The sequence below is a fragment of the Streptosporangium sp. NPDC006013 genome, from assembly GCF_040614275.1.
In the GTDB taxonomy this organism is placed as follows: Bacteria; Actinomycetota; Actinomycetes; order Streptosporangiales; family Streptosporangiaceae; genus Streptosporangium.
This window is the reverse complement of record NZ_JBEXUE010000022.1, coordinates 18645-45141: the sequence shown is the minus strand read 5'-3', so window position 1 is coordinate 45141 and position 26497 is coordinate 18645. Positions and strand designations below refer to the sequence as shown.

25 protein-coding genes and 1 pseudogene are annotated in these 26497 nt (G+C 71.3%); 12 read left to right on the top strand and 14 right to left on the bottom strand.

Annotated elements, in window-relative coordinates; translation table 11 throughout:
- Positions 1-241: 241 nt before the first annotated feature.
- The 6 genes from cobA to ABZ260_RS05985 form a co-directional block, all read right to left on the bottom strand.
- The gene (gene cobA, locus ABZ260_RS06010; RefSeq protein WP_355613462.1) at positions 242-1474 is read right to left on the bottom strand and encodes a uroporphyrinogen-III C-methyltransferase; all 1233 of its coding nucleotides are present in this window, start codon (positions 1472-1474) and stop codon (positions 242-244) included.
- Between the two features lie 155 nt (positions 1475-1629).
- Entirely contained in the window at positions 1630-2712 is a 1083-nt protein-coding gene (gene cobT, locus ABZ260_RS06005) for a nicotinate-nucleotide--dimethylbenzimidazole phosphoribosyltransferase (RefSeq protein ID WP_355613458.1), read from the bottom strand.
- Positions 2713-2766: 54 nt separating this feature from the next.
- Positions 2767-3594 carry a sirohydrochlorin chelatase gene (locus ABZ260_RS06000; protein ID WP_350921536.1) on the bottom strand — a complete coding sequence of 276 codons (828 nt, stop codon included), beginning with the start codon at positions 3592-3594 and terminating at the stop codon, positions 2767-2769.
- Positions 3595-3873: 279 nt separating this feature from the next.
- The gene (locus ABZ260_RS05995; protein ID WP_355613456.1) at positions 3874-4494 is read right to left on the bottom strand and encodes an LUD domain-containing protein; all 621 of its coding nucleotides are present in this window, start codon (positions 4492-4494) and stop codon (positions 3874-3876) included.
- Positions 4491-5903, bottom strand: coding sequence for a lactate utilization protein B (locus ABZ260_RS05990; protein ID WP_355613454.1), 1413 nt, complete (start codon positions 5901-5903; stop codon positions 4491-4493). The genes ABZ260_RS05995 and ABZ260_RS05990 overlap by 4 nt, the downstream gene beginning before the upstream one ends.
- Positions 5900-6688: a (Fe-S)-binding protein gene (locus ABZ260_RS05985; protein WP_350921529.1), complete on the bottom strand. Its 789-nt coding sequence runs from the start codon at positions 6686-6688 to the stop codon at positions 5900-5902. The genes ABZ260_RS05990 and ABZ260_RS05985 overlap by 4 nt, the downstream gene beginning before the upstream one ends.
- 72 nt (positions 6689-6760) lie before the next feature.
- On the opposite strand from ABZ260_RS05985, the gene ABZ260_RS05980 reads away from it, so the two are divergent.
- Positions 6761-7513 carry an FCD domain-containing protein gene (locus tag ABZ260_RS05980; protein ID WP_355613452.1) on the top strand — a complete coding sequence of 251 codons (753 nt, stop codon included), beginning with the start codon at positions 6761-6763 and terminating at the stop codon, positions 7511-7513.
- Here the strand turns inward: ABZ260_RS05980 and ABZ260_RS05975 are convergent.
- A complete protein-coding gene (locus tag ABZ260_RS05975) occupies positions 7445-8935 on the bottom strand; it encodes a sulfatase (RefSeq protein WP_355613450.1) in 1491 nt (496 codons plus the stop codon). The two genes, ABZ260_RS05980 and ABZ260_RS05975, sit on opposite strands and share 69 nt — an antisense overlap.
- A gap of 110 nt (positions 8936-9045) precedes the next feature.
- Here ABZ260_RS05975 and ABZ260_RS05970 point away from each other — a divergent pair, with 110 nt between their 5' ends.
- On the top strand, positions 9046-10065 hold the full coding sequence (locus ABZ260_RS05970) for an LLM class F420-dependent oxidoreductase (protein WP_355613448.1): 1020 nt from the start codon (positions 9046-9048) through the stop codon (positions 10063-10065).
- A gap of 57 nt (positions 10066-10122) precedes the next feature.
- On the opposite strand, the gene ABZ260_RS05965 is transcribed toward ABZ260_RS05970, so the two are convergent.
- Both ABZ260_RS05965 and ABZ260_RS05960 read right to left on the bottom strand, forming a co-directional pair.
- Complete coding sequence (locus tag ABZ260_RS05965) at positions 10123-11211, bottom strand: hypothetical protein (RefSeq protein ID WP_355613446.1); 1089 nt, start codon at positions 11209-11211, stop codon at positions 10123-10125.
- Positions 11198-11764, bottom strand: coding sequence for an RNA polymerase sigma factor (locus ABZ260_RS05960; protein WP_355613444.1), 567 nt, complete (start codon positions 11762-11764; stop codon positions 11198-11200). The genes ABZ260_RS05965 and ABZ260_RS05960 overlap by 14 nt, the downstream gene beginning before the upstream one ends.
- Positions 11765-11968: 204 nt before the next feature.
- Between ABZ260_RS05960 and ABZ260_RS05955 the strand changes: the two genes are divergently transcribed.
- Both ABZ260_RS05955 and ABZ260_RS05950 read left to right on the top strand, forming a co-directional pair.
- Positions 11969-12619, top strand: a complete 651-nt coding sequence (locus ABZ260_RS05955; RefSeq protein ID WP_350921515.1) for a response regulator transcription factor — start codon at positions 11969-11971, stop codon at positions 12617-12619.
- 110 nt (positions 12620-12729) lie between these two features.
- A pseudogene (locus tag ABZ260_RS05950) lies at positions 12730-13305 on the top strand (DUF4328 domain-containing protein); the annotation flags it as partial.
- 132 nt (positions 13306-13437) lie between these two features.
- Here ABZ260_RS05950 and ABZ260_RS05945 read toward each other — a convergent pair.
- On the bottom strand, positions 13438-13770 hold the full coding sequence (locus ABZ260_RS05945) for a DUF6504 family protein (RefSeq protein ID WP_355613460.1): 333 nt from the start codon (positions 13768-13770) through the stop codon (positions 13438-13440).
- 6 nt (positions 13771-13776) lie between these two features.
- Positions 13777-14532, bottom strand: coding sequence for a GntR family transcriptional regulator (locus ABZ260_RS05940; RefSeq protein ID WP_350921513.1), 756 nt, complete (start codon positions 14530-14532; stop codon positions 13777-13779).
- A gap of 429 nt (positions 14533-14961) precedes the next feature.
- On the opposite strand from ABZ260_RS05940, the gene ABZ260_RS05935 reads away from it, so the two are divergent.
- The 7 genes from ABZ260_RS05935 (at position 14962) to ABZ260_RS05905 (ending at position 22503) form a co-directional block, all read left to right on the top strand.
- The gene (locus ABZ260_RS05935) at positions 14962-16131 is read left to right on the top strand and encodes an extracellular solute-binding protein (RefSeq protein ID WP_355613442.1); all 1170 of its coding nucleotides are present in this window, start codon (positions 14962-14964) and stop codon (positions 16129-16131) included.
- Positions 16128-17006: an ABC transporter permease subunit gene (locus ABZ260_RS05930; RefSeq protein WP_355613440.1), complete on the top strand. Its 879-nt coding sequence runs from the start codon at positions 16128-16130 to the stop codon at positions 17004-17006. Before ABZ260_RS05935 ends, ABZ260_RS05930 begins: the two co-directional genes overlap by 4 nt.
- Positions 16994-17851: an ABC transporter permease subunit gene (locus ABZ260_RS05925; protein ID WP_355613439.1), complete on the top strand. Its 858-nt coding sequence runs from the start codon at positions 16994-16996 to the stop codon at positions 17849-17851. The genes ABZ260_RS05930 and ABZ260_RS05925 overlap by 13 nt, the downstream gene beginning before the upstream one ends.
- Positions 17848-18963: an ABC transporter ATP-binding protein gene (locus ABZ260_RS05920; RefSeq protein ID WP_355613437.1), complete on the top strand. Its 1116-nt coding sequence runs from the start codon at positions 17848-17850 to the stop codon at positions 18961-18963. Before ABZ260_RS05925 ends, ABZ260_RS05920 begins: the two co-directional genes overlap by 4 nt.
- Positions 18953-19648, top strand: coding sequence for an HAD family phosphatase (locus tag ABZ260_RS05915; protein WP_355613435.1), 696 nt, complete (start codon positions 18953-18955; stop codon positions 19646-19648). The genes ABZ260_RS05920 and ABZ260_RS05915 overlap by 11 nt, the downstream gene beginning before the upstream one ends.
- Before the next feature lie 37 nt (positions 19649-19685).
- A complete protein-coding gene (locus ABZ260_RS05910) occupies positions 19686-21470 on the top strand; it encodes a serine/threonine-protein kinase (protein WP_355613433.1) in 1785 nt (594 codons plus the stop codon).
- Positions 21471-21540: 70 nt separating this feature from the next.
- Positions 21541-22503: a quinone oxidoreductase gene (locus tag ABZ260_RS05905; RefSeq protein WP_355613431.1), complete on the top strand. Its 963-nt coding sequence runs from the start codon at positions 21541-21543 to the stop codon at positions 22501-22503.
- Positions 22504-22608: 105 nt separating this feature from the next.
- On the opposite strand, the gene ABZ260_RS05900 is transcribed toward ABZ260_RS05905, so the two are convergent.
- From ABZ260_RS05900 to ABZ260_RS05890, 3 genes are read right to left on the bottom strand one after another with little or no spacing between them, the layout of a single operon-like run.
- Complete coding sequence (locus tag ABZ260_RS05900; RefSeq protein ID WP_355613429.1) at positions 22609-23634, bottom strand: helix-turn-helix domain-containing protein; 1026 nt, start codon at positions 23632-23634, stop codon at positions 22609-22611.
- Entirely contained in the window at positions 23634-24437 is an 804-nt protein-coding gene (locus ABZ260_RS05895) for an ABC transporter permease subunit (protein ID WP_355613427.1), read from the bottom strand. Before ABZ260_RS05895 ends, ABZ260_RS05900 begins: the two co-directional genes overlap by 1 nt.
- Positions 24406-25326: an ABC transporter ATP-binding protein gene (locus ABZ260_RS05890; RefSeq protein WP_355613425.1), complete on the bottom strand. Its 921-nt coding sequence runs from the start codon at positions 25324-25326 to the stop codon at positions 24406-24408. Before ABZ260_RS05890 ends, ABZ260_RS05895 begins: the two co-directional genes overlap by 32 nt.
- 272 nt (positions 25327-25598) lie before the next feature.
- Here ABZ260_RS05890 and ABZ260_RS05885 point away from each other — a divergent pair, with 272 nt between their 5' ends.
- Positions 25599-26432: a patatin-like phospholipase family protein gene (locus ABZ260_RS05885; protein ID WP_355613423.1), complete on the top strand. Its 834-nt coding sequence runs from the start codon at positions 25599-25601 to the stop codon at positions 26430-26432.
- The last annotated feature ends 65 nt before the right edge of the window (positions 26433-26497 follow it).

The window sequence follows — 26497 nt, the reverse complement described above, 5'->3', positions numbered from 1 at the left end:
GTGGCGGGACCCGCTGTTCTGCCGGAGGGCGCGGCGGGACCGGCCGCCCCGGCGGCGGGCCGGGTGCGGGCGCGGATGGAGGCGGCGTCATCGTCTGGACGGATGGCGCCGAAGGTCACCGTCTGCTCGCCGGGGGATTCCTGGTCATCCGGCGGGGGGCCGCCAGATGGCTCCTGGGGGGTGCCGGCGAGGCGAGGGTCACGGCCACCACCCGAATGGGGAGGCCTGTTGGAAGCCGATTTCACGGTACTCGCTCCGCTCGAACCATCTCGACCTCCTGGCCGACCTTCACGACATCACCGACGATCACGATCGCAGGGGGCCGAATCTCAGCCGCGCTTACGCGCTCCGCCACGGTGGAGAGCGTGGCGTAAAGAGCGCGCTGGGTCGGAAGGGTACCGTCCTGTACCACCATTACGGGAGTTTCCGGCGAACGTCCGTTATGAAGCAGCGTTTCGGCGATCACCCCGATCCGTTCGACCGCCATCATAAGCACCAGCGTGCCGCCGGATCTGGCCAGATTGGGCCAGTCGACCGTGGATCTCTCGTCGCCCGGCGGGACGTGTACGGAGATCACATGGAATTCCTGGCTGACGCCGCGATGCGTCACGGGCACGTTGGCGGCGGCCGGCACCGCGACCGGGCTGGTGATGCCGGGGACCACGACCACCGGGATGCCCGCGCGGGCGCAGGCGAGCAGCTCCTCGCCACCGCGGCCGAAGACGAACGGGTCGCCTCCCTTGAGCCGGACCACGAACTTGCCCTGCCTGGCGTGCTCGATCAGCAGCTCGTTGATCCTCTCCTGGGCCATGTAGCGACCGTAGGGGATCTTCGCGGCGTCGATCAGCTCGACGTCCGGGGAGAGCTCGTCGAGCAGGGCCTGCGGGGCGAGACGGTCGGCGACGACCACGTCGGCCTGGGCCAGCAACTGCCGTCCACGGACCGTGATCAGGCCGGGGTCGCCGGGACCGCCACCGACCAGGGCGACGCCCACGGGCTTGGTACGGTTGCGCCGGGCGTCGACCGTACCGTCCCTGAGAGCGCCCACCACGGCGTCCCTGATCCCGGCGGCGCGCCGGGGATCGCCTCCGGCGGTGATCGCCACACTGATCTCGTCCACCTTGCCGCTGGCGGGGGTCCAGGCCGCGGAGGCGTCCTTGTCGTCGGCGCGCACGCACCAGATCCGCTTCGCCTCGGCCTCCTCGGCCACGGCGGCGTTCACCTCGGGATTGTCCGTGCAGGCCTGCACCAGCCAGGCACCGTCGACGTCGCCGGCCTGGTAGCGCCTGGCCTCCCAGGTCACGCGGCCTGTCGCGATGAGATCGTCGAGGGCGTGCGTGACGCTCGTCGAGACGATGGTGACCAGTGCGCCCGCGTCGAGCAGCGCCGGAACACGCCGCTGGGCGACGCGCCCACCGCCCACGACGAGTACCCGCCGCCCGGAGAGGCGCAAGCCGAGCAGGTAGGGCGACATGGCGACCGATCTCCCGTTCACGAGGAATTGTGAATCATGACGTGCTTAAGAGGTAAACCTACCGGCTAACGACGCTCTCTTTGCTGCACCTGTGTTAACAGGTGTCAAGAGACGGCTGACTGTTGTCAACCGGCCGGCTTCAAGACTTCCGCAGGTCAGGCTTCCTTGTCTGTCACACCGGCGGAATCGAAGGTCGCGACCTCGTGCATCACCCTGGCCGCGGCGCAGACGAGCGGGTGGGCGAGCAGGCCGCCGGTGCCCTCGCCGAGCCGGAGTTCCAACTCCACCAGGGGGCGCAGGCCCAGGTGATCCAGGGCCGCGGCGTGACCGGGTTCGGCCGAGCGGTGCCCGGCCACGCAGTGGTCGACGACGTCGGGCGCCATCGCCGCCGCCGCCAGTGCCGCCGCCCCCGCGATGACGCCGTCCAGGATGACCGGCACCCGCAGAGCGGCCCCGGCGAGGACGAATCCGGCGATCGCCGCGTGTTCCAGGCCGCCGACCGCGGCCAGCGTCTCCAGGGCGGACACCGCGGAGGCGGCACCCGGCTCGCGCTCCAGGCCGTTCACCCGGAGTGCCTCGCGGACCACCTCGACCTTGCGTTCCAGGGTCTCGCCGTCGATACCGGTGCCCCTGCCGGTCACGGCCGCCGCTTCGTGCCCGGTGAACGCGCAGATCAACGCGGCCGAGGCGGTGGTGTTGGCGATGCCCATGTCTCCGGTGATCAGGCAGCGGGCGCCTCCGTCGACGAGATCGCGGGCATGGGCGATCCCGGCCTCCAGGGCCGCGACCGCCTGCTCGGGGGTCATCGCCGGTCCGCGGGACAGGTCGGCCGTACCGTACGCGACCTTACTGATCGTCAGTCCTGGCGCGGGGTCGAGGTCGGCGGCCACACCGACGTCGACGACCGTCACCGAGGCGCCTACCTGGGCGGCGAAGGCGTTGGCCACGGCGCCGCCCGCGAGGAAGTTGCCGACCATCTGCAGGGTGACCTCCTGCGGCCACGGGGTCACGCCCCTGGCGTGGACACCGTGGTCGGCGGCGAAGATCGCCAGAGCCGCGGGAACCGGGAGTGGCGGCGGGCTGACCGCCGCGGCCCCGGCCAGCCGGATCGCCACGTCCTCCAGCGCGCCCAGCGCGCCCCTGGGCTTGGTCAGGCGGTCCTGGTGGGCCCGGGCCTCGGCGACGGCCGCCGGGTCGGCGGGACGGATCGCCGCGATGGTCTCCTCGAGGATGGTCATGCGCTTCAGTCTCCTCCAGAAACCAGCCGGAAAAACACCAAAACCATCACGGGATCACCAGGCGATGCCGCTGAGCGCCTCCTCGTAGCGCTCGATGACCACGTCGGCCAGGCCCTCGCAGTCGCCGATGACGTCGGCGCAGCGGACGTCCAGGTTCGAGTGGCCTGCGGCGTAGGCCATGGCCTGAGCCCAGACGCGGTCGAGCAGGCCGCCGGCGAAGAGCAGGTAGGGCACGACGATCACGCGCTTGGCGCCGAGGCGGCGGCAGCGCTCGATGCCGCCGGGGACGCCGGGCGGGGTGAGGGAGACGAACGCCGTCTCCACGGTCATGTACTCGTGGGCGTGGGTCTCCCAGAAGAGCCGGGAGACCCGGTGCACGTCGGCGTTGGTCTCGGGGCTGGTGGAGCCGTCACCGACCAGGACGACGGCGGTCTCGCCGATCTCGATGTGCTCGGGTTCCTCGTCGAGCGGCCCGGCGGCGGCGGGGACCAGCCGGAGGCTGGCGACCTCGGCGGCGGCGTCGGCCAGACGCTCGGCGAGCAGCGCGAGGATACGGGGGTCGGAGCCCAGGGAACGGCCGTAGTCGCAGGTGAGCATGGGATGTCTCTCCCGCTCGCGGGCTATCGCGGAGGGAATGTCCGTGCCGAGCCACGTACCGCCGGTGAGACTCATGGGCTGGGCCACCATCCGATGGTGCCCGCGCGCGACCAGCGATGCGACGGAGTCACTGAGGCGTGGCCTGGCCTTGGCGATGTAGCCGCCGGAGACGTCGGCCGCCGTCTGGTCCAGGCGACAGCGGAGCCGGTGGATGAACCTACCGAATTCAGCGGATCCGTTGTCGTCGTGCGAGCCCTGCCCGATGAGCAGCAGCGGCGGTTTCATGGAAACAGGACTCCAATGACCTTGACCTGGGGTTACGCAGTAACGACTCGCGACAATATCCGATAATGACACCACGTGGGCAGGTAACGGATCGGTAAATTCCGCCTTTTCTCCTGCGGACCTGATGGACGGCGAGGATCGGATCGACCCCGGCGGGCGACAACCGTCCGCCGGCCGAGCCCTGTGGATCACGCGCCATGGCACGCTAGCCGGGCATGCCGTAGACGTCCAGCACGGCCACATCCGTGTTTCGCGCCCGACGCGCCTCCCCCTGCCGGATCAGCGGATGACGACGACCTCCAGCGCGCGCGGACCGTGCACGCCCTCCACCCGGTTCAGCTCGATGTCGCTGGTCGCGGAGGGACCGCTGATCCAGGTCAGCGGCCTGGACGGGTCGAGCCTGCCGACGGCCTCGGGAACGCCGGCCACGATCTGCCCGGCGCGCACGACGCACAGGTGGTAGTCCGGTACCAGGGTCAGCGCCCGGCGCCCCTGCCCGGGGCCGGCGTCCAGCACGATCGTGCCGGTCTCCGCGATCGCCACGGCGCACCCGGTGACGACACCGTCCACCCCGTCCAGCTCGGCCGCGCTCAGCGGCGGATCGTCGGTGACCGGCTCTGCGGGGACCCACTCGGGTGGCAGTCCTTCGGGGACGACCAACCGGGTGGCGCCCCGGCGGGCCAGCGCCGCCGCGATCGTCGCGGCCGCCTCCCCCTCGTCCACCACGTGCACGACGGCCCGGTAGTCGGCCACCCGCTCGGCGAGCAGTTCCACCAGGCCCGTCGGGCGGGCCGGGTCCGGTGAGGTGCGGTAGGCGCGGGTGATCTCGACCTCGCCGGCCCCGGCCACCGCGGAGCGGATCCGCGACAGGATCAGCTCCCTGCTGCCCGCAGCGGTCATTGAACGCCTCCGTCTGTACGGTCCCACCAGTCACGGAATGACTCGGGAGGAATATCGGGAATGTCGCGCGTGTCGGTCCAGGCCGACAGCGGGCCCGGCAGGCGTCCGGGGACGAACCTGCGCAGGCGGCCACCGAGCCGCTGAGCACGCGCCAGCCGCGCGGGGCGGTCGAACACCCATCCGGCGGCACGCATGCCCAGGCGCTCGACGCGCGCGTGGCGGACCTTGCCACGCAGGTGGACCAGGACCTCGGGAATGTCGATCGCGACCGGGCAGGCGTCGAGGCAGGCGCCGCAGAGGGTCGAGGCGTACGGCAGCGACGCGTCCAGCTTCGAGGCGGTGCCACGCAGCTGCGGGGTGAGGATCGCCCCGATCGGTCCCGGATAGACCGAGCCGTACGCGTGGCCTCCGGCCCGCTCGTAGACCGGGCAGACGTTCAGGCAGGCCGAGCAGCGGATGCAGCGCAGCGCCTGACGGCCGATCTCGTCCGCCAGCACGTTCGTCCGGCCGTTGTCGAGCAGCACCAGGTGGAACTCCTGCCCCTCGACCGCGCCGGTCCAGGTGGAGGTGTAGGGGTTCATCCGCTCGCCGGTGGAGCTCCTGGGCAGCAGCTGAAGGAAGACCTCCAGGTCCTGCCAGCTGGGCAGCAGCTTCTCGATGCCGACCACGCTGATCAGCGTCTCGGGCAGGGTGAGGCACATCCGCCCGTTGCCCTCGGACTCCAGCACCACCAGCGTGCCGGTCTCGGCGATCATGAAGTTGGCGCCGGAGATCGCGACCCTGGTGGAAAGGAAGCGCTCGCGCAGGTGGAGCCGGGCGGCCTCGGCGAGGGCGCGGGGGTCGTCCGTCAGGTCCGCCGGCGCGGCACGCCCCCAGTCGGCCATCTTCTCCCGGAAGATCTCGCGGATCTCCGCGCGGTTGCGGTGGATCGCCGGGACCAGGATGTGCGAGGGCCAGTCGTCGCCGAGCTGGACGATCAGCTCGGCCAGGTCGGTCTCGTAGGCGGTGATGCCCTCCAGTTCGAGAGCCTCGTTGAGGCCGATCTCCTGGGTCGCCATCGACTTGACCTTGACCACGCTGGTCTCGCCGGTGGCCTTGACCAGGTCGGCGACGATCCGGTTGGCCTCCTTGGCGTCGGCCGCCCAGTGAACGTGGCCGCCCGCCGCGGTGACCGCCTCCTCCATGCGCACCAGGTAGCGCTCCAGGTTGCGCAGGGTATGGTCCCTGATCTCCTTGCCCGCCCGGCGGAGCTCGGCCCAGTCGGGCAGCTCGCCGACCACGGCGGCCCGCTTGCCGCGGATCGTGTGGGTGGCCTTGCGGAGGTTGTACCTGAGCTGCGAGTCCCGCACGGCGACCGCGGCGTTCGCGGGGAAGGCCGGCATGCCGAGGAACGTGGCGCCCCCGCTCATCCGCGCACCGCCCTGCCGTCGCCGCTCTCCGTGGCGGCGAGGATCTCGGCGAGGTGCATGATCCGTACACCGGTGCGCTGGCGTCTGAGGGTGCCGCCGATGTGCATCAGGCAGGAGTTGTCGGCGGCGCACAGCACCTCGGCGCCGGTGGTCGCGACATTGTGCACCTTGTCCGCGCACATGGCGGCGGAGATCGCCGGGTTCTTCACCGCGAAGGTGCCGCCGAAACCACAGCACTCGTCCGCTCCGGGGAGCGGGACCAGCTCCAGGCCCCTGACCTGCTCAAGCAGGCGGGTGGGCCGGTCTCCCAAGCGGAGGCCGCGCAGCGAGTGGCAGGTCGGGTGGTAGGTCACCCGGTGCGGGAAGTAGGCGCCGACGTCGGTGACACCGAGGACGTCGACGAGGAACTCCGAGAGCTCGTAGACCTTCGGCACCGTCTCGGCCACCTCCGCGGCGAACGAGCCGGGCGGGGGCCTCTCCCCCGCGGGGGCCCCGGCGGCGGCCGGGGTGCGGGCGAGACGCGGGTACTGCTCGCGGACCATCGCGGCGCACGACCCGGACGGCGCGACGACCGCGTCGTACTCGGCGAAGACGTCCACGAAGTGCCGCGCGAGCCGGCTGCCCTCCTCGGGGTACCCCGTGTTGACGTGCATCTGGCCACAGCAGGTCTGCGCCCGCGGGAACTCGACGTCACATCCGAGGCGGCGCAGCAGCGTGACGACCGCTCGCCCGGTGCCGGGAAAGAGCGTGTCGTTCACGCAGGTGATGAACAGGGCGACGCGCACGGCACTCCTTTACGCTCATATGGTCTGACCATAGTATGGTCTGACCATATTCCCTCACAAGAGGAGGCCCCCTTGAGCGGTTGGCAGCCGGTCCGGCGCACCCGGGCGTTCGAGGATGTGATCGCCCAGATCGAGCGGCGCATCGCGGACGACGGGCTCACGGTCGGCGACCGCCTGCCCGGCGAGCGGCAACTCGCCGAGCAACTGCGGGTGAGCCGGTCGTCCGTACGCGAGGCGATGCGGGTTCTGGAGACGCTGGGCGTGGTGTCGTCGCAGGTCGGGCGGGGGCCGGACGCGGGGGCCTGCCTCATCTCCAAGCCCGCGGACGCCCTGAGCGACCTGCTCAGGCTCCACCTCGGGCTGTCGAACCTGTCGCTGGCGGAGGTCGTCGACGCCCGGCTGATGATCGAAAAGTGGTCCGCCGCGCACGCCGCGGCACACGGGGCGGACCTGTCGGCCCTGACCGCCGCGCTGGAGAGGATGGCCGCCTCGACGACCGCGGAGGAGTTCGTCGAGCACGACACGGCCTTCCACGTGGCCATCGCCGAGGCATCGGGCAACAGGCTGACCACCGCCATGATGCTCTCGCTGCGTGACTCGCTCCGCCGCTACGCGGTCGGCGCGGTCGAGCGCCTCGGCGACACGGCAGGGCTGATGGCCGATCACCATCGGATCCACCGGGCCATCGTCGCCGGGGACGCGGCGGGGGCCGCCGCCGCCGTCGAGGCCCACCTGCTGCGGGCCTACCCCGGCATCTCACGGTCCCCACGGACCGAGGAAGAGGGGCCTGACGGGCAGCACGGGCGGCTTGACCGAGTCGGCTGACCTGCAGGTGGCGCCCGAGCAGGAGACCAGGGCGTCGAGCTGCTGGTTGAACTGGGCGATCACGGAGAGCGGGGTCTCGGCGGCGATGTTGCGGAGCTGGTAAGGATCCGCGACGAGGTCGTAGAGCTGGTACTCGCCGGTGGAGTAGCGGACGAAGGTGTGCCAGGCGGTCCGCATGCCCTGGTAGGCCGGGACCGGAGTCTGGCGGGCCGAGCCCGGGTCCGTCGGGCGGTTGAACTCCAGCAGCACGTTCTGGCGCCACGAGGGCGGCGTGCGGCCCTGCAGGAGCGGCAGCAGGGAGCGGCCCTCGACGAAGTCGGGGAGCGTGACACCGGCCAGCTGGGCGAACGTCGGGGCCAGGTCCACCGTGGAGGCCATGTCACCGATGACGCGGCCCGCCGGCACACCGGGGCCGCGGACCAGGAGCGGCACCTTGATCGACTCGTCGAAGGGGGTGGTCTTGCCCTGGGCGAGCCGGTGCTGGCCCTGGTGGAACCCGTTATCGGAGGCGAAAAAGATATACGTTTCATCCAGCTTGCCGGAGACCCTGAGGGACTCGACCAGGGCACCCACCATGTCGTCCACGCCGAGCATCGCCCGGAGCCGGTCGCGGTAGTGCCGGTCGATCTTCTGGACCTTCCTGGCGTCGAACTGCGGGAGCGACCTGAGCCAGAGCGGCTCGGCACTGACGTCCGGCTGGTTGAAGGACGGGGTACGCGGGGCCACCGCTCCGGCGAAGGCGGCCTCGTGCCGGGGGGCGTAGTTGGCCGGGTTGTGCGGGGCGATCGGGGCGAGGTAGAGGAAGAACGGGTCGTCGCCCGGCTGGGAGACGAACGCCCCCGCCTTCGCACTGAGCACGTCGGCCAGGTAGTCCTCCGGCGCGAAGCCGTAGGCCCGCAGCGCGCCGTTCTCGTTGAGCGTGTAGCCGTACTCCTCGTAGAGCCTGCGCACCGGCACGTCCCACTCGTCCCAGCCGGGCGGCACGTAGGTGGCGGCGGTGGCGCCGCCGGGGTAGTGGTTGAGGTACTTGCCCATCAGGCCGGTGCGGTATCCGGCCGACTTCATCCAGGTCCCGAGCGTGGAACGTTCCAGGCCGGTTGTGTAGTACTTGGTGAAGCCGCCCTCGGGAGCGGTGTTGGTCAGCACTCCGTGGCTGTGCACGTACTGGGAGCGCATGATCGACGCGCGTGACGGGCAGCACCAGGAGTTCGGCACGAAGAACCGGTCGAAGCTGGTGCCACCCCTGGCAAGGAGGTTTGAGATGTTGGGAAATTTCTGGAGATCCCCCGCATCCAGGTCGTCAACGAGGACCAGCACGATGTTGGGCCGCCCCGCCGCGTGCGCCACGGCCGGGATCGCTCCCGCGACGGCGAGGGCAAGGAGAAAGATCAGGGAGAGGAGCTTGCGAGCTGCATAGAGCACAGATGGACGCTTCCCGGGAGACCGAATTTCGACACCTCACACTCGACCGACCAATGTAGAACGTGTTCTAATTGCGGGGCGTGTCCGGCCTTACGTTGCGAGGAGACCCGGTGAGTACCGACCTGAAACTCGGCCTGAACCTCGGCTACTGGCAGCGCGACGCCGACGACGCCACCGAACTCGTCCAGGCCGCGGAACGGCTGGGGTACGAGTCCGTCTGGACCGCGGAAGCCTACGGTAGCGACGCCTTCACCCCGCTGGCCTGGTACGGCGCGCGGACGTCCCGCATCAAACTGGGCACATCGGTGGTGCAGATCTCCGCCAGGACCCCGACGGCGACCGCGATGACCGCGATGACCCTCGATCATCTCACCGGCGGGCGGCTGCTGCTCGGCATCGGCGCGTCCGGCCCCCAGGTGGTCGAGGGCTGGTACGGCCGTCCGTTCCCCAAGCCGCTCGCCCGCACCCGCGAGTACGTCGAGATCATGCGCAAGGTCTGGCGCCGCGAGGAGCCGGTGACCAGCGACGGCGAACACTACCCCTTGCCCTACCCGGGCGGCGCGAACCTCGGCAAGCCGCTGAAGCTGATCACCCACCCGCTCCGCGACGAGATCCCCCTCTATCTCGGCGCGGAGGGCCCGAAAAACGTCGCGCTCGCCACCGAGATCGCCGACGGCTGGCTGCCGCTCTTCGTGTTCCCCGAGAAGATCGAGCGGATGTACGGCCCCTCGCTCGCCGGCGCCGGGCCTGACTTCGACATCGCCGCCATGGTCATGACAGTGATCACCGACGACGTCAGGGCGGCGCTGGACGGGGTGAAGATGATGCTGACCCTCTACATCGGCGGCATGGGTGCCAAGAGCCGCAACTTCCACGCCGACATCATCGGCAGGATGGGCTACGCCGAGGCCGCCGAGGAGATCCAGGCGCTCTACCTGGCCGGGCGCAGGGACGAGGCGTTCAACGCGATCCCCGACGAGCTGGCCGACGGCATCTCCCTGGTCGGCCCGCTGGGCCGCATCCGCGAACGCCTGGAGCTGTGGCGCAAGAGCCCGGTGAGCAACCTCCTGGTGATGGGTCCCCGCGACGAGACCTCCCTGAAGGCGATCCGGGACCTGGTCCTCGGCTGAGCCAACCCGCCCCCGCCGGGTGCCCCGCCGCCCCCTCCGGGGCGGCGGGGCGGGAGATCACTTCCGGGCGCCGAGTTCGTTGACCCAGCCGGAGCTCTCGTACGCGACCTTGAGACCCTTACGGGCGGGGATGAACACGGTGCGGGAGTCGGTGGCGCGGGGCTTCTCGTCCGGGCCGTCGTAGAGGAAGGCCAGCAGGCGCGCCCCCGACTCGTCGATGACCAGGGTGTGGTGGCCGTTGGCCGTGCTGACCGCGGTGCCCGTGCGGCCGAGCGGGTCGAGGACGCCCTGCTTCAGGACGAGTCCCGGCTGGGCGGCCAGGATGCGCAGCATCGAGGCGCGCGTGGCCGCGCTCGTCGGCATGGAGAGCAGGTGGCGCGCCCCCTCGAAGGCGAAGTCCGCGAACGATCCCTCGCGGTGCGCCGAGCGGAGCCAGCGCTCCAGTCCCTCGACGTCGCCGGGCAGCTTCTGCTCCTTGCCCAGGGTCAGCGTCTTGGTACCGATCTGCATTCCCAGGACCATGGAGAAGTCCTCGGTACGCGGGGCGGGCCACAGGGACGGGGATCCCTTGGCCTTCCAGGCCGCCTCATCGGAGTCGGTCTCGAAGGTGACCTGGACGTCCTGGTTGGAGGAGAGCCGCCCGTCCTTGCCGTCGGACCAGGATTCGTCGGTGTGGGCGACGACCGCGCCGGACCCGACGGGCTCGAAGGTCCGGGTGCGGTCGAACCAGTACCTGCCCTTCGGGGCGGTCTCACGCGCCGCCGTCTCCGCGCCGGCCAGCAGGAACGACCGGGCGTCAAGCGTGACCACCGGTGTGCCGGGCGTCGCGGCGGTGGATCCGGCGGAGGTCTGGTCCGGGTAGGCGAGCTCGGCGGTCCGGCCGCCACCCGGCCCCCGCAACCCGATCGTCCCCGTCACGACGGCCGGTGCCGTCACCGCTGCGGCCAGCCCGACGAGGGCGCCGACCAGTGCGACCCTCGGGGTGAGACGGAACCCCGGGCGGAAGGTGGGGCGGAACACGGACCGGGGCCGGGGCCTGGCCTCGGCGAAGGCGCGGGCGAGGTCCGCCTCGCGGCGGCTTCGGTAGGAGTCCTCGGTGAGGGCGTCCGGGCGTAGCGCGCGGACCCGCTCGTCAACGTCGTTCATCGGATACCTCCAGTTCGGATACCCCGGGCCTGGAACCCGGGGTGGGACGCGGCGCGGTGCCGCAGGGGATTGGTGAGGTGAGGTCGAGCGCCTGGGACAGGCGGCGGCGGGCGCGGTACAGGCGGACCGTGAACGCACGGGCCGAGCATCCGGCGAGCCGGGCGGCATCGGCCGGGGCGAGGCCGTACCAGCTGGCCAGGACCACGGCCTCGACGTCCTGCTCGGACAGGTCGGCGAGCGCCGCCAGCGCGGCCTCGCGCTCGGCGACCTGGTCGGCCACGTCGCCCGCCGGGGCCAGTTCGGCCAGCCGGTCGGCCAGCGCCCGCTTCCGCAGCCCGGAACGCCGCTGCGCGCGCAGCAGGTTGCGGGCGGTGCCGAGCAACCACGGCAGCGGAGACTCGGGCAGGCGTTCCAGCTGCCGCCAGGCGATCAGGAACGTCTCGCTGGCGACGTCCTCGGCCTCCTGCCGCTCGGCACGGAGCAGCGCGTAGCCGAGCACGCTGCGATAGTGCCGGTCGTACAGCGCGGTGAATCGCGCTTCTGGATCATCCACACCCAGTAGTGCCTTTCCACGCGCCCCGATCACCGGCGGAACGAAAAATCATCCGGCGCGTCCGATCCCCATGGTGCTCGCGCGGGTTCGTCCACGGGCCGGACGCGGGCGCCCTGTGCTGAAAGCCGGGCCTGCCCACCTCCGGCTGGGTTTGTCGGTGAATGCCGAACCGTTGCCCGGCGCCGGGCTGGCAGAATCCATCGGGTGACGATTCGGGTGCTCATCGCTGACGACCAGGAACTGGTGCGGACCGGGTTCCAGATGATTCTGGACGCCCAGGAGGACATGGAGGTCCTGGCGACGGCCGCCAACGGAGCCGAGGCCGTTGAGCTGGCGCGGCGGCTGCGGCCCGACGTCTGCCTGCTGGACATCCGGATGCCCAAGCTGGACGGCCTGGAGGCCACCCGCCTCCTGGCGGGACCGGGGGTGCCCAACCCGATGAAGGTGGTCATCGTCACGACCTTCGACCTGGACGAGTACGTCTACGGAGCGCTGCGCGCCGGAGCGACCGGTTTCCTGCTCAAGGACAGCGGGCCGACCCTGCTCATCGAGGCGATCCGGGCCGCGGCGGCGGGGGACGCGCTGGTGTCGCCCTCGGTGACCGTACGCCTGCTCGAACACCTGGCCCACCCGCGGGCCGGTGCCCGCCGGCCGCCCCGCGAGCCCCTCACCGAGCGCGAGCTGGACGTCGTACGCCTGGTGGCCAGGGGACGGACCAACCAGGAGGTCGCCGCCGAGCTGTTCGTGTCGCTGTCGACGGTGAAGACGCACCTGGGAAGCATCCAGACGAAGCTCGGCGCCAGGAACCGGGTGGAGATCGCCGCGTGGGCCTGGGAGTCGGGCACCGTGAGCTGAGCGAGCCGAGTTGGCCAAGTGGACAGAGTGGTCCGAGTGGGCTGATTAGCGAAAGGGCTGACGGGATAGAAAAAGGGCAGGTCCTCAGCGCATGGCGGGGGGAGATATACATGCGCTCTATCCCATCTCTACAGAAAAGGTCGGCTTCGGCCGTCTACTTCACCCTTACCACCCTGGTGGTCGCGACCGCCGCCCTGGCGGTGTTCGAACAGGCCCGTGGCCGGCGCCTCGTCCTGGAGATCTCGAAACTCGGCGGCGACCCCCACGCCCCCGGTGCCGACGCGATCTTCGGCGCGGTGACGGTCTTCGCCATCCTGATCATTTTCTTCGCCACGGCCGCGATCGCCGCCGTCGTCGCGTACCTGAACTGGCTGCTCCGTGCCCGGCAGTGCGCCGACCGGCCCGCGGTGGCCATCGTCCTGGCGAGCTGGTTCGTGCCGGTGGTCAACCTCGTCGCCCCCGTCGTGCTGGTCGACCGGCTGTGGCGGGCCTCCCGTCCGCCGGCCGACCGCCGCTCGCGCTGGCGGGTGCTGCTCGCCACCTGGTGGCTGAGCTGGCTGGTCGCGCTCACGCTGGTGCTGGTACGGCTCTGGCCGGGCGTGTCCCAGGCGGGCACCGGCCTGACCGGTTTCGGCCCGCCCGAGCTGACCGCCGTCACGGTCGCCGCACTGCTCTGCGCGGCGACGGTCCGGCAGATCACCGGGATCCAGACCGCGGGCGCCAGGCACCGGCGCCGAGTCCCGGTGCACCGTCCGGAGCGTGCCGGACGCCGGGGCGGGATGGGATCCTGGAGCGTGGCCGCGGCCTGGGGCAGGGAGTCAGTCCCAGGCCCTGATCAGCAGCCAGCCCTCGCCCGCGGTGTCGAACCGGAGCTCGTAGGTGCCGACCTGGCCACCGGTGGCGGCCTCGGCTCGCCAGAACCGGCGCTCGCCCGGATCACTGTCGGAGACCTTCCACCACTCGCGCGCGACAACCCAGTGGTCGAGAATCCGGTGGACCGTGTAGAGCCGGTCTCGCCAGACGAACTGGACGGGTCGTCCCTCGCGGGTCCACACCTCGACAGGGTCGCCGTAGAGTCGGTTCAAGACGCCTCTTCTCCCCGCGGCTTCGGATGAGTGCCCGGGGGAAGGCGGGCCTGCCGTGTCGAACATACGTTCTCATCGAGCCGGGCGCAAGTCACCCATCTGCCGTACCAGCGGGTTGGCGTCCACCGAGTTGCGGATGCTGAAGGTCACGCTGCCCGCGCGGTAGCGGTCGTCGGACCACTCGACGGGCCGGCCCTCGTGGGTGGTGGTGACCCGGCGCTGACGCAGCAGCGGGCTGCCCCTGCGCACGGCCAGCAGCCTGGAGTCCTGCACGCCGGCGGCCACCGCGTCGATGAGGTGCTCGCCGTAGGCGAAGACGAGGCCGACACTGTCGTAGAGGGCCCGGGTGATCGACTCGCAGCCGGGTTCGATCCGCTCGACGGCCGGGGCGATCCACCCCGCGTAGGTCGTGCGCTCCAGCATCACCGGCTCGCCTTCCAGGGAACGAAGCCGCAGCACCGACAGCACCGGTTCGCCCGGCTGGAGCGCCAGCCGGGCCGCCTCGGTGGCGTCGGCGCCCCTGCGACGCTGTTGCAGCACCTGCCCGCTGACCCGGTAGCCCATCGCCCGCGCCCACTGGGCGAAGCTGTGCAGCTCGGCGAAGCTCTGGCTGCGCTCGCGGCCGAGCACGATGCGCCTGGCCCCCTGCCGGGAGCCGACCAGGCCCTCGGTGGCGAGCACCGCGACGGCCTGGCGGATCGTGCCCCGGGAGGCCGCGAAGCGGGTGGCCAGATCGGCCTCCGAGGGCAGCTGGGCCCCCACGGCGTACTCACCTCGCATGATCGCGTCGCGCAGCCTCTCCGCGATGCCCAGGTAACGGGGGGTCACACCCGGTTCCTTTCTCCCGAGCCCCCGAACGACGGGATTCCTTCCCCTGTGCCTTCCAACACCCGCACCCCCTTCAGGACACCCGCGAACGTCCGGCGACCGCGCAATCCCGCCTCGCCGCTCAGAACCGTCCTCGCATTCGGCCCGGCATCCGACTCTGTTCCCACCGCGGTTCCCGCTCCTGTTCCCACGCCTGTCCCCGACGGTGGGCGCGATGGCGCGCCGCTTGGCTGCGCGCACCGACCGACGAGACCGACCTCCACCCTAAACACCCCTGAATCACCCACACAGCTGCGATTTTCGCATTTCACCCATGTACTCCATGCGTTCACCAAACAGCAACTTATTCACGGCATACGAGGTCTAGCTTGTTTGTACAAGTTCGTCTACTTTCGTGAAATATTGCGCGACACCCCCTTGGGAGACACAGTGATCGCATCCCGAGTTCGCCTTGCAGGTCTGGCCGCTTTCCTCCTGGTGGGAGCCACCGCGTGCGGGGCCGCCCCCGGCACGTCGACCCCGTCGGGAGCCGCCTCCGACGGAGGCTCCGCAGCCGGCGTGGACGCCAGAACCGCCACCTCCGCGGCCGATTTCGGCGGGCTGGACAAGCTCGTCGAGGCCGCCAAGAAGGAGGGCAAGCTCCACGTCATCGCCCTGCCGCCGGACTGGGCCAACTACGGAAAGATCATCGAGGCGTTCAAGGCGAAGTACGGCATCGAGATCGAGAGCGAGACGCCCGACGCCGCCAGCGCCGACGAGATCAACGCGGTGAAGACCCGCAAGGGCCAGGACCGCGCCCCCGACGTTCTCGACATCGGCCAGTCCTTCGCGATCAGCGGCGCCGCCGAGGGCCTGTTCGCGCCGTACAAGGTCCAGACGTGGGACAAGATCCCCGAGAACCAGAAGGAGCCCTCCGGCCTCTGGTTCAACGACTACGGCGGCTACATCTCCATCGGCTGCGACGCCAAGAAGATCGACAAGTGCCCGGAGACCTACGCCGACCTGCTCAAGCCCGAGTACAAGGGCAAGGTCGCCATGAACGGCAACCCGACCAAGTCCGGCTCGGCGTTCGCGGGCGTGTACGCGGCGGCCCTCGCCAATGGCGGCTCCTTCGACGACATCCAGCCGGGCCTGGACTTCTTCAAGAAGCTCAAGGAGGCCGGAAACTTCAACCCCGTGGAGACCACCCCGGCCACCATCGAGAAGGGCGAGACCCAGATCAGCATCGACTGGGACTACAACAACGCCGCCTACGCCCCCAAGATGGCCGAGAAGGGCCTCGACTGGAAGACCGTCATCCCCAGCGACGGCAAGTACTTCCAGCTGTACGCCCAGGCCATCAACAAGGACGCCCCGCACCCGGCCGCCGCGCGCCTGTGGCAGGAGTTCCTCTACAGCACTGAAGGCCAGAACCTCTACCTCGGGGGCTTCGCCCGCCCGGTCCTGCTGCCCGCCATGCAGGCCGACGGTTCGGTCGACAAGACCGCCGAGGCCAACCTCCCGCCGGTCGACGGCGAGCCCACCTTCCCGTCGGAGGCGCAGGTCAACAAGGCCAAGGAGGTCCTGGCGAACGGCTGGGGCGCCGCGGTCTCGGGATGACGGCCCACACGGTCACGGCCGCCGCCCCGCGCGGCGGCCGCGGCCGATCCAAGAACTGGCTGGGCGCCCTGCCGCTGCTGGTCGTGGTGACCGTGGCGTTCGGCATCCCGGCGGTCACCCTGCTCGTCGGGGCGTTCACCGTCAGGGACCCGGCGACCAGGGTGTCGTCCATCGGTACCGCCAACCTGTCCAGGAGCCTGCAGGGCGCCTACCTCAACGCCCTGCTCAGCAGCGTGCAGCTGTCGGCGGTGGTGGCGGTGGTCGCCGCGGTCCTCGGGACGTTCCTGGCCCAGGCCGTGATCACTTCTCGCTTCACGGCGCTGCGCGAGGCGGTGCTGACCTTCTCCGGCGTGCTGGCCAACTTCGGCGGCGTGCCGCTGGCCTTCATCTGGATCGCCACCCTGGGCAACTCGGGGGTGCTCACCACCGCGCTGGGCATCGGCCCCGGCGCGCTGTACAACTTCTGGGGCCTGGCCCTGGTCTACCTGTACTTCTCGGTGCCGCTGATGGTGCTCGTGGTGACCCCGGCGCTGGACGGCCTGCGCCCGCAGTGGCGGGAGGCGGCGCAGAACAGCGGCGCCACCACCTGGCAGTTCTGGCGCCACGTCGGCATCCCGGTGCTGACCCCCGCGCTGCTCGGCGGCGTCGTCCTGCTGTTCGGCGGCGCGTTCGCCGCCTACGCCACCGCCGCCGCCATGGTCGGCAGCACGGTCCCGCTGGTCACCCTGCAGATCGCCGACGCGCTCACCGGTGACGTCCTCATCGGCTACGAGAACATCGCGCTCGCCCTGAGCCTCGACATGATCGTCATCGCGCTGCTGGTGATGGCGGTCTACCTGCCGCTGCAGAGGAGGAGTTCCCGATGGTTGCGGTAGCCGCCCTGCCCGACGTCACTCCCGGCGGCCCGGGCCCCGTCGCCCGCCCCGGGCAGCGACGGGCCTGGCGGGGGGTCGCGCTGGTCGTCGCGGCGCTCTACTTCGTCGTGCCGATGGCCGTGTCGTTCTGGTTCACCGTCTACTCCGAGGGGCAGGGCTTCTCGCTCGCCGCCTACGGCCGGATCCTGTCGGCGCCCGGCTTCCTGTCCAGCCTGCTGCTCTCCCTCGGGCTGGCCGCCGCCACCATCGTCGCGGTGCTGCTGCTGACCCTTCCGGCGATGCTGGCCGTACGGCTCGGCGCGTCGAGGCTGGGGCCGGTGCTGGAGCTGATCGCCACGCTCCCGCTGGTCGTGCCGCCGATCACCTACGTGGTCGGCATCAGCACGGCACTGCGCGGCGGCATCGACGCGCTGGCCGCCACACCGCTCTGGGCGACGCTGATCGCCGTCCAGGACGAGCGGTTCCCGATCGTGCTGGTGCTGGCGTACGTGGTGCTGACGCTGCCGTTCGCCTACCGGTCGCTGGACGCCGGGCTGCGCGCGATCGACGTGCGGACCCTGGTGGAGGCGGCCCGCAACCTGGGCGCCTCGTGGCCGTACGTGCTGTTCCGGGTGATCATCCCCAACATCCGCTCCGCCATCGCCAGCGCCTCGTTCCTCACCCTCGCGCTGGTGCTCGGCGAGTACACGGTCGCCGCCCTGCTCGGTTACCAGACCTTCCCGGTCTGGATCGTCACCATCTCCGGGAACGACGGGCAGCTCTCCGTGGCACTGTCGATCATCAGCCTGCTCCTCATCTGGCTGCTGCTGCTCACCCTCTCGGGTGCGGGAAGGAAGCGTTCGTGACCGTCGAGTTCCGAGGACTGCGCCGTGCGTTCGGCCGTACGGTCGCGCTGGACGGCCTGGACCTCACCGTGGAGCAGGGCGAGCTGATGGCCCTGCTCGGCCCGTCGGGCTGCGGGAAGACCACGGCGCTGCGCTGCGTCGCCGGGTTCGAGCACCCCGACGCCGGGGCGGTGCTGGTGGACGGCAAGGACATCACCCGGGTCCCCGCCAACCGGCGGGACGCGGGCATGGTCTTCCAGTCCTACAGCCTGTTCCCCAACCTCAACGCCAGGGACAACGTGGCCTTCGGGCTCCGGGTCCGCAAGGTGCCCACCGCCAGACGGCACGCGCGGGCGGCCGAGTTGCTGGAGCTGGTCGGCCTGCCGGCGCACGCCCAGCGCTACCCGCACGAGCTCTCCGGCGGCCAGCAGCAGCGCGTCGCCCTGGCCAGGGCGCTGGCGCTGGAACCGCGCGTGCTGCTGCTCGACGAGCCGCTGTCCGCGCTGGACGCCAAGGTCCGTGTCACGCTCCGCGAGGAGATCCGCCGGCTCCAGCTCGAACTGGGCATCACCACCATCTTCGTCACCCACGACCAGGAGGAGGCCCTGTCGGTCGCCGACCGGGTCGCGGTGCTGCGCGCCGGGCGGCTGGAGCAGTGCGGTCCCCCGGCCGAGGTCTACGACCGGCCCGCCACCCCGTTCGTCGCGGAGTTCGTCGGCGCGATGAACCACGTCCCCGGCCACCTGTCCGGTCAGGAGGTCACGGTCCTGGGCCGGCTCATGCCGGTGGACGGCCCGCTGCCCTCCGCCTCCGACGTCGACGTGCTGGTCCGCCCCGAGGCGGTGCTGGTCACGCCCTCCCCCGAGGGAAGTGCCACGATCGTGGCCTCGTCCTTCCGCGGCTCGGTCGCGCGGCTGCGGGTGCGGCTGGGCGAGCTGGAGATCCTCAGCGACGTACCGGGACACGACGCGGTGCGGCTGGCGCCGGGGACGCGGGTGGACGTCGCCCTCGTGCAGCGGCCCGTCCTCGTCGCGGCGCGCACCGCCCCCGCTCTCCCTGAGCCCCCGGAGCTCTCGGGGCCCTCGGGGCCGGATGCGTCCGAGGCGTCGGAGGATCCCGCGGGTGTCGGGTGAGCTCCGCGCCGTCCTGTTCGACATGGACGGCACGCTCGTGGACACCGAGGGAATGTGGTGGCAGGCGTGCGCGGCGGTCGCCGCGGAGTCGGGTCTGGAACTGGCCGAGGCCGACACCGGCCACGTGCTCGGCCACCCGGTCGAGTACGTGGCCGCCCACCTGGTAAGGCGCGCGTCGTCCACCGCTTCCGGCGCGTCCGCGCTCCCCGGTGGAGCGGACACCGTCGAACGGGTGGGGGCGCGGCTCACCGACGCCTTCGCCGAGCGGATCGCGGGCGGGGTGACGCCGCTGCCCGGCGCGATCCGGCTGCTGGACGACCTGGGCGCGGGTGGCGTACCCGCGGCGCTGGTCAGCGCCTCCCCCCGGCGCATCGTGGACATGGTGCTCCAGACCGTCGGGGCCGAGCGGTTCACCCTGGTCGTGGCCGCCGAGGACACCGCGCGCGGCAAACCGCTGCCGGACCCCTACCTGCGGGCGGCCGCCGAGCTGGGCGTCGACCCCGGCGAGTGCGTGGCGGTGGAGGACAGCCCGACCGGGCTCGCGGCGGCCCGCGCGGCCGGATGCCGGGTGGTGTCGGTCACGGGCGGCATGGCCCGGGAGGGCGTGCTGGCCGTGGACGGCCTGGAAAAAGTGGACCTTCCGCTGTTGCGACAGCTGGCGAGCGGCCAGAGATCGATAGGCTGAACCACTCATGTGATGGCGTACGCGGTTAGGTACAAAGGTGAACAACCTCAGTCCCGACGAACCACTACAGATAGGCCGATACCGCTTGCTCAGCAGGCTGGGCCGCGGCGGGATGGGCACGGTCTATCTCGGCGAGTCCCCCGACGGGCAACAGGTCGCCATCAAGGTCATCAACTCGGAGTACAGCCAGCACGAGCGGTTCCGGATGCGGTTCCGCAGGGAGGCCGACGCCGCGCAGCGGGTCCGCAGGTTCTGCACGGCCGCGGTCATCGAGGCGGCGCTCGACGGCGACCAGCTCTACGTCGTCACCGAGTACGTCACCGGCCCCAACCTGGAGGAGGCGGTGGAGTCCGGCGGGCCGCTGCACGGCTCCAGCCTGGACGCGCTGGCCGTCGGGGTGGCGACCGCGCTGACCGCCATCCACGCCGCCGGGGTGGTGCACCGCGACCTCAAGCCCTCCAACGTGCTGCTCTCCCCGGTCGGCCCCCGCGTGATCGACTTCGGCATCGCCCGCGCGCTGGACACGCTCAGCGGGATGACCGGGACCGGGGAGATCCTCGGCACCCCCCGCTACATGGCGCCCGAGGTGCTCCGCGGCGAGCCGGTCTCGGCCGCCTGCGACGTGTTCTCGTGGGGCTGCCTGATGGCCTTCGCCGCGAGCGGGCGAGCTCCGTTCGGCGGCGAGGCGCTGCCCGCGGTGCTGTACCAGGTGCTCAACACCGAGCCCACCCTGGAGGGCATGGAGCCCGCGCTGCGCGAGCTGGTCGGCTACGCCCTGGCCAAGGACCCACGGCACCGGCCCACCTCCCAGCAGCTCCTCGACCACCTGGTGGGCCGCTCCGCCGCGCCCGAGCAGACCGCCCACTCGGTTCAGGCCTCCTGGCAGGGGCAGCCGGCAGGACCCGCGAACGCCCCGGGGACCGGCGACCTCCGGTGGACCCCCACCTCGATGTCCTCCCAGCCCGGCTACACGATCTCCGGCAACCCGCAGACGGGCCCCGGCCACACGCTCCTGGGTCCGCAGAGCGATCTCGGGATCTTTTCGCGCGAACAGTCGGCCAAGCGCCGCAAGCTGGTCATCGGAGCGGCCGCGGCGGCCCTGGTGGTGGCCGGCGCGTTCGGCCTGAGTCTGGTCCTGTCCCCCGGCGGCCCCCCGGAGAACCTCACCCTGCTCTACCAGGACGACTTCACCCAGAGCGGCACCGGCTGGAGCGGCGGCGCCTACAATCCGCTCGCTGACACCTACGGCTACGGCTACGCCCCCGACGGCTACTACGCCATCGACGTCAGCGGCTACTCCCCCATCAAGCGGGAGCAGGCCCCGATCCCCTTCGTGCCCACCCCCCCTGCCACCCCCGACCCCACAGCGAGCCCCACACCGATCACGCCGAGCCGGATCCTGCTCGGCACCGACATCACGATCCGCTCCGGCAGCATCGGCATGGGCGAGTACGGACTGTTCTGCCGGGGTGAGGACGACAACAAGGCGACCCGGTACGAGTTCCTGCTCGACACCGCGGGGAACGCCCGCATCCGCAAGACCGTCAAGAGCGCCGGGGGCGAACTCACCAAACCCGTCAAGGTCGACCTGCCCAAGGGGAAGACCGCCCGCCTTCAAGCCGAGTGCACCGGGGTCGACGGGGGCGTGCAGCTCAACATGTGGGTCAACGGTGATCGGACGCAGTCCTTCCTCGACACCAACCCGCTGCCCAACGGCCTGGTGGGCGTGATCGCCCGGGTCGGCGAGAACAGCGACGCCGTGCTCAGGACCGCGTTCGACAACTTCACGCTGCACGGCCCCGCCGCCACCGGACAGCCCTGAGTGATCCGCCCGGTGTCGGGGACGATCGGGACACTGACGGGACACTGACAGATCGAAGGAGTTCAGCACGATGCATGCCATAGCCGTCTCCGCCACCGGCGGCCCCGAGGTTCTCACCTATGTCGACGACCATCCGGACCCCGAGGTGAACCCCGGGGAGGTCCTGGTCGACGTCGCCGCCTCCGGCGTGAACTTCATCGACATCTACCACCGGATGGGCCGTTACCCGCTCTCCCTGCCCTTCATCCCCGGTGAGGAGGGCGCGGGCACCGTCGTCGCGGTCGGCGAGGACGTCCACGACGTCGCCGTCGGCGACACCGTCGCCTGGGCGTCCGTGCCGCGCAGTTACGCCTCCAGGGTCGCGGTGCCCGCTTCCAAGCTGCTCTCGGTACCCGAGGGGGTCGCGCCCGAGGCCGCGGCGGCCATCACGCTCCAGGGACTGACCGCGCACTACCTGACCCACTCCACCTACGCGGTGAAGGCCGGTGACGACGTGCTGGTGCACGCCGCCGCCGGTGGCATGGGCCTGTTGCTCACCCAGATCGCCAAGCTGCGCGGCGCCCGGGTGATCGGCACGGTCTCCACCGAGGAGAAGGAGGCCCTGGCCCGCCAGGCGGGCGCCGACGAGGTGCTCCGCTACCGGAACTTCCCCGACGCGGTCCGCAAGCTGACCGGCTCCGGCGTGCACGTCGTCTACGACGGCGTGGGCGCGGCCACCTTCGACGAGAGCATCATCTCGCTGCGCCCGCGCGGCATGATGGCGCTGTACGGCCAGGCCAGCGGCCCGGTCCCACCCGTCGACCCGCAGATCCTCGCCAGGAACGGCTCCCTGTTCCTGACCCGCCCCAGCCTGAACGCCTACATCGCCACCCGCGACGAGCTCGTCTGGCGGGCCTCCGAGATCTACGGCTGGGTGGCCGACGGGCGGATCCGGGTGCACATCTCCAACCGCTACCCGCTGGCGGAGGCCGCCCGCGCCCACTCGGACCTCGAATCCCGCCGTACGACCGGCAAGGTGCTGCTGATCCCCTGACGGGCGTGCGGGAACGCGCGAAGGCGCGTTAAACGGCGTCGACCCGGGCCCGTCGCCCTGTTCTTCGGTGACGGGCCACCGGGGCTCCGCGTACGGCGGGGGCGGTCAGCGCAGCGGCTGGGCGGGCCAGTCCAGCAGCCGGGCGCCCAGGACCGCCGTCTCCAGGGTGAAACGCTGGGTGGAGTCGTCCGGTGAGAACCCGGTGAGGCGGCGGATCCGCTCCAGCCGGTAGGTCACCGCCCGGGTGCTGACGCCGAGCCTGCGCGCGGCGGCGGTCTGGTTGCCCTGGGAGGCGAAGACCGCCTCCAGCGTGGCGAGCAGCGGCTCGGGACCGCCCCGCGCCTCGAGCAGCGGGCTGAGCACCGTCGTCACCAGGTCCTCGATGGCCGCCCGGTCCCGCAGCAGCACCGGGAAGACCAGCAGGTCGGCGGCTTTCAGCACGGGGGCGCGCAACCCCAGCCGGTCGCCGAGCTCGATGGCGTTGGCACCCTCGCGATAGGAGGCGACCACCCCGCCGGGGCCTCGGTGTGCCCTGCCAAGACCGACCCGCCAGCCGGGCGCGAACAGCCGGCGGACGTGGTGGGTGAACTCGCCGGTCGCGGCGGCGAGGCCGCCCGGCGCCACGCAGACGAGCATCCCGTCCCGGACCGCGACCAGCACGTTGTGCGAGCCGAACCGGGCGATCAGCGCGTCCTCGATCCGCCGGGCCGTCCCCTCGGCGAGCCCGCCGTCCGCATCGGCGGCAGGGCGGGCGACGGCGACCGCGTAGCTCTCGGCCAGGCGGAGGCCGAAGTGCTCGGCCCGTTCGGCGAGCCGGTGGACGCGCCCCTGGAGCAGGTCGTCGACGAACTCCCGGCGCGCGAGCTCCTCCTGGCGCAGCGCGGACCGCTGGGCGTCCTCGTACCCCTCCATCAGCGCGGAGACCGTACGCCGCAGGGCCGGAAGCGGGGCGGGGCTCACCGACTCGGCCATGGCCAGTGCCGCCTCGACCAGGGCACGGACGGACACGCCCCGCTCCGCGGCCAGCGCACCGGCGGCGCGGCAGTCGTCGAGCTCGGCTCTGCCCGGCGGCCTGCCGGTGGCGGCCGCCTCCCTCAACGTCCGGAGATGGCCGCCGAGCAGCTCGTCCATCAGACTCCCACGTCACGCCTGTCGAAGGCCGGTATCGCGGTCAGCACCAGCGCGACGATCGCCCCTACCAGCACGAGATACTCCCACGCGGGAAATCCCTGCTGGATCGGCCGTCCGTCGAGGTAGTAGTGGAACGGCGAGATCCAGCGCAGCCAGGACACCCCGTCCACGTCCCTGCCCATCGTCTCGACCACGTAGCCGGCCACCGCGACCACCCCGACCACCGCCAGGGCGACCCCCCTGCGTCCCGTCAACGCGCCGACGGTCAGACAGAGCGTGCCGAAGAAGAGGGCGAGCAGGAAGACGCCGGTGTGACCGGCCAGGATCCGGTCGGCCGGAACGCCCATGCCGACGGCCGAGGTCAGGCCGAGCACGACGAGGAAGGTGACCGCCGTCACGCCGAGCAGGGCGAGGGCGAGGGCGGCGAAGCGCTCCAGGACCAGCCGCCTGCGGGTGATCGGGAGGGTGAGGGTCAGCTCCAGGGTGCCCGTCTCCTCGGGCTGGGCGATCGCCCGGTTACCGATCACCGCGGCGCACATGATGAACAGCATCGGCCCGAACAGCTGGTAGACCAGCGTCTGCAGGTAGCCGGGGCCGCTGGTGAAGCCGTCCTCCAGACCGCCCATGAGGTCGCGCATCGCCCCGGGGAACTTGGTCAGCGCCACCTGCCCGTAGAGCTCGGGGTTGCTCACGATGGTCGGGTAGTACGCCAGGTACAGCCCGAAGAACGCGCTGATCCCGATCGTCCAGCCGAGCAGCGCCCGCCGGTAGTCACGCAGACTCTTCGACACCAGCGCGGGCATGACGCGCCTCCTCATCGCTGTAGTAGGTCAGGAAGATCTCTTCGAGGTCGGGCTCGGCGCTGACCATGTGCACCACGGTGAACCGCGCCGCCGCCTTGACCAGCGCGTCCGGGCGGCCGTCGATGGTGCAGCGCACCCCGGCGCCCTCCACCCGCAGGTCCCGAACGCCGGGCAGGTTCTCGAACGCCTCGCGGGGCACCGGCGCGTCGAAGTGGAACTCCACCTGGCGCACCGCCTTCTCGCGGAGCGTGGCGACGTCCTCCACCGCGACCAGCCTGCCGGCTCGTACGATGCCGACCCGGTCGGAGACGTGCTCGACCTCGGCCAGCACGTGCGAGGACATCAGCACGGTACGGCCGGAGGCGCGGACCTCGCGGATCATCGCCAGGAACTCCTGCTGCACCAGCGGGTCCAGGCCGCTGGTCGGCTCGTCGAGGATCAGGAACTCCGGCTCGTGCATGAACGCCTGGATGAGCCCGACCTTCTGCTTGTTGCCCTTGGAGAGCTTGCCCATCGGCACCGCCAGGTCGGCCTCCAGCCGCTCGGCCAGCTCCGTGATCCGGCCTCTGGGCACGCCGCCGCGTACCGCGCCGAGAAAGGCGAGGTAGTCTCCCGCCCGTTCCCTGCCCTCCAGGGCCAGCTCGCCGGGCAGGTAACCGACCCGGCTCCGCACGCCCGCCTCGCGGGGATCGCTGCCGAGGACCGTCATCCGGCCCCTGGTGGGGCGGATCACGTCCAGGAGCAGCCGGATCGTGGTCGTCTTTCCCGCGCCGTTCGGGCCGAGGTACCCGAACACCTCCCCGGGCCGGATCTCCAGGTCGAGATCCTCAACTCCCCGGCGCCCGCCGTAGAACTTGGTGAGCCCCTCGGTTTCCACCACCGCTGTCATGCACCCGATCGTGCCCGCCCGCCGGTGCGGGGGGCCATGGCCGGACCCCGACAGTTGGCCGCCTTTTCCTTGCCTGAATCCGGACCCCGCCCCGCCGACCCGCCGTGACACCGGGGCCGCGAGAGCCGTACCGACCCCCGACGCGGTCTCCGACCCGCCGTGACACCGGGGCCGCGCCCCCGCGGGGGCCATACCGATCCCCGGCGCGGTCTATCGTGAGGTCGTTGACGAATCGCGCGGCACCGGGCCGCCTGGCAATCTACGGAGGAGCGATGAGCGTGGACACCGCCTTCGTCCTCGGTGGCGGAGGGGTCCTCGGCGCTTACGAGGTGGGCATGCTGCGGGCACTCGACGAGGCGGGTATCAAGCCCGATGTGATCGTCGGCACGTCCGTGGGCGCGCTGAACGGCGTCGTGCTCGCCGCCTCCCCCGGTGACGCGGTCGCGCGCCTGACCAGGCTGTGGGGCTCGAACGTGGTCCGTACCGCGTTCGCGGGGTCGTGGGTGACCCGGCTGTCCACCCTCGCCAGGACCGGCACCCACCTGCACTCCGGTCAGCCGCTGCGCGACCTGCTGACCCGGACGCTCTCCGTCTCCCGGATCGAGGATCTGGCGGTGCCGTTCCAGTGCGTGGCCGCCTCGGTCGAGCGCGCCACCGCGCACTGGTTCACCGAGGGACCCCTGGTCGAGGCGGTGCTGGCCTCCTGCGCCGTCCCCGGGCTGCTGCCCCCGGTCCGCATCGGCGGCGAGCACTTCCTCGACGGCGGGCTGGTGCACAGCATCCCGGTCGGCCGCGCGGTCGCGCTGGGCGCCCGCCGGGTCTACGTGCTGCACGTGGGCAGGATCGAGCGTCCCCTGCTGGTGCCGCGGCGCCCGTGGGAGGTCGGGATGACCGCCTTCGAGATCGCCAGGCGGCACCGCTTCGCCGAGGAGATGGCCACCCTGCCGGGCGACATCGAGGTCCACGTCATGCCGTCGGGTGGCGAAATACGCCCGGGAATGGATCTGGCCCAGCTGCGTTATCGGGATATATCGAATATATCTGGATACATAGAACGGGCCTACCAGGCCTCGTCCAACTACCTGGCCCGTAACCCGTCCAGCTGAGTTCCCCACCCCGAGGCCCCAGCGACCGCACACACCGACTCCCCCGTGGGGAACCGACACTCCCC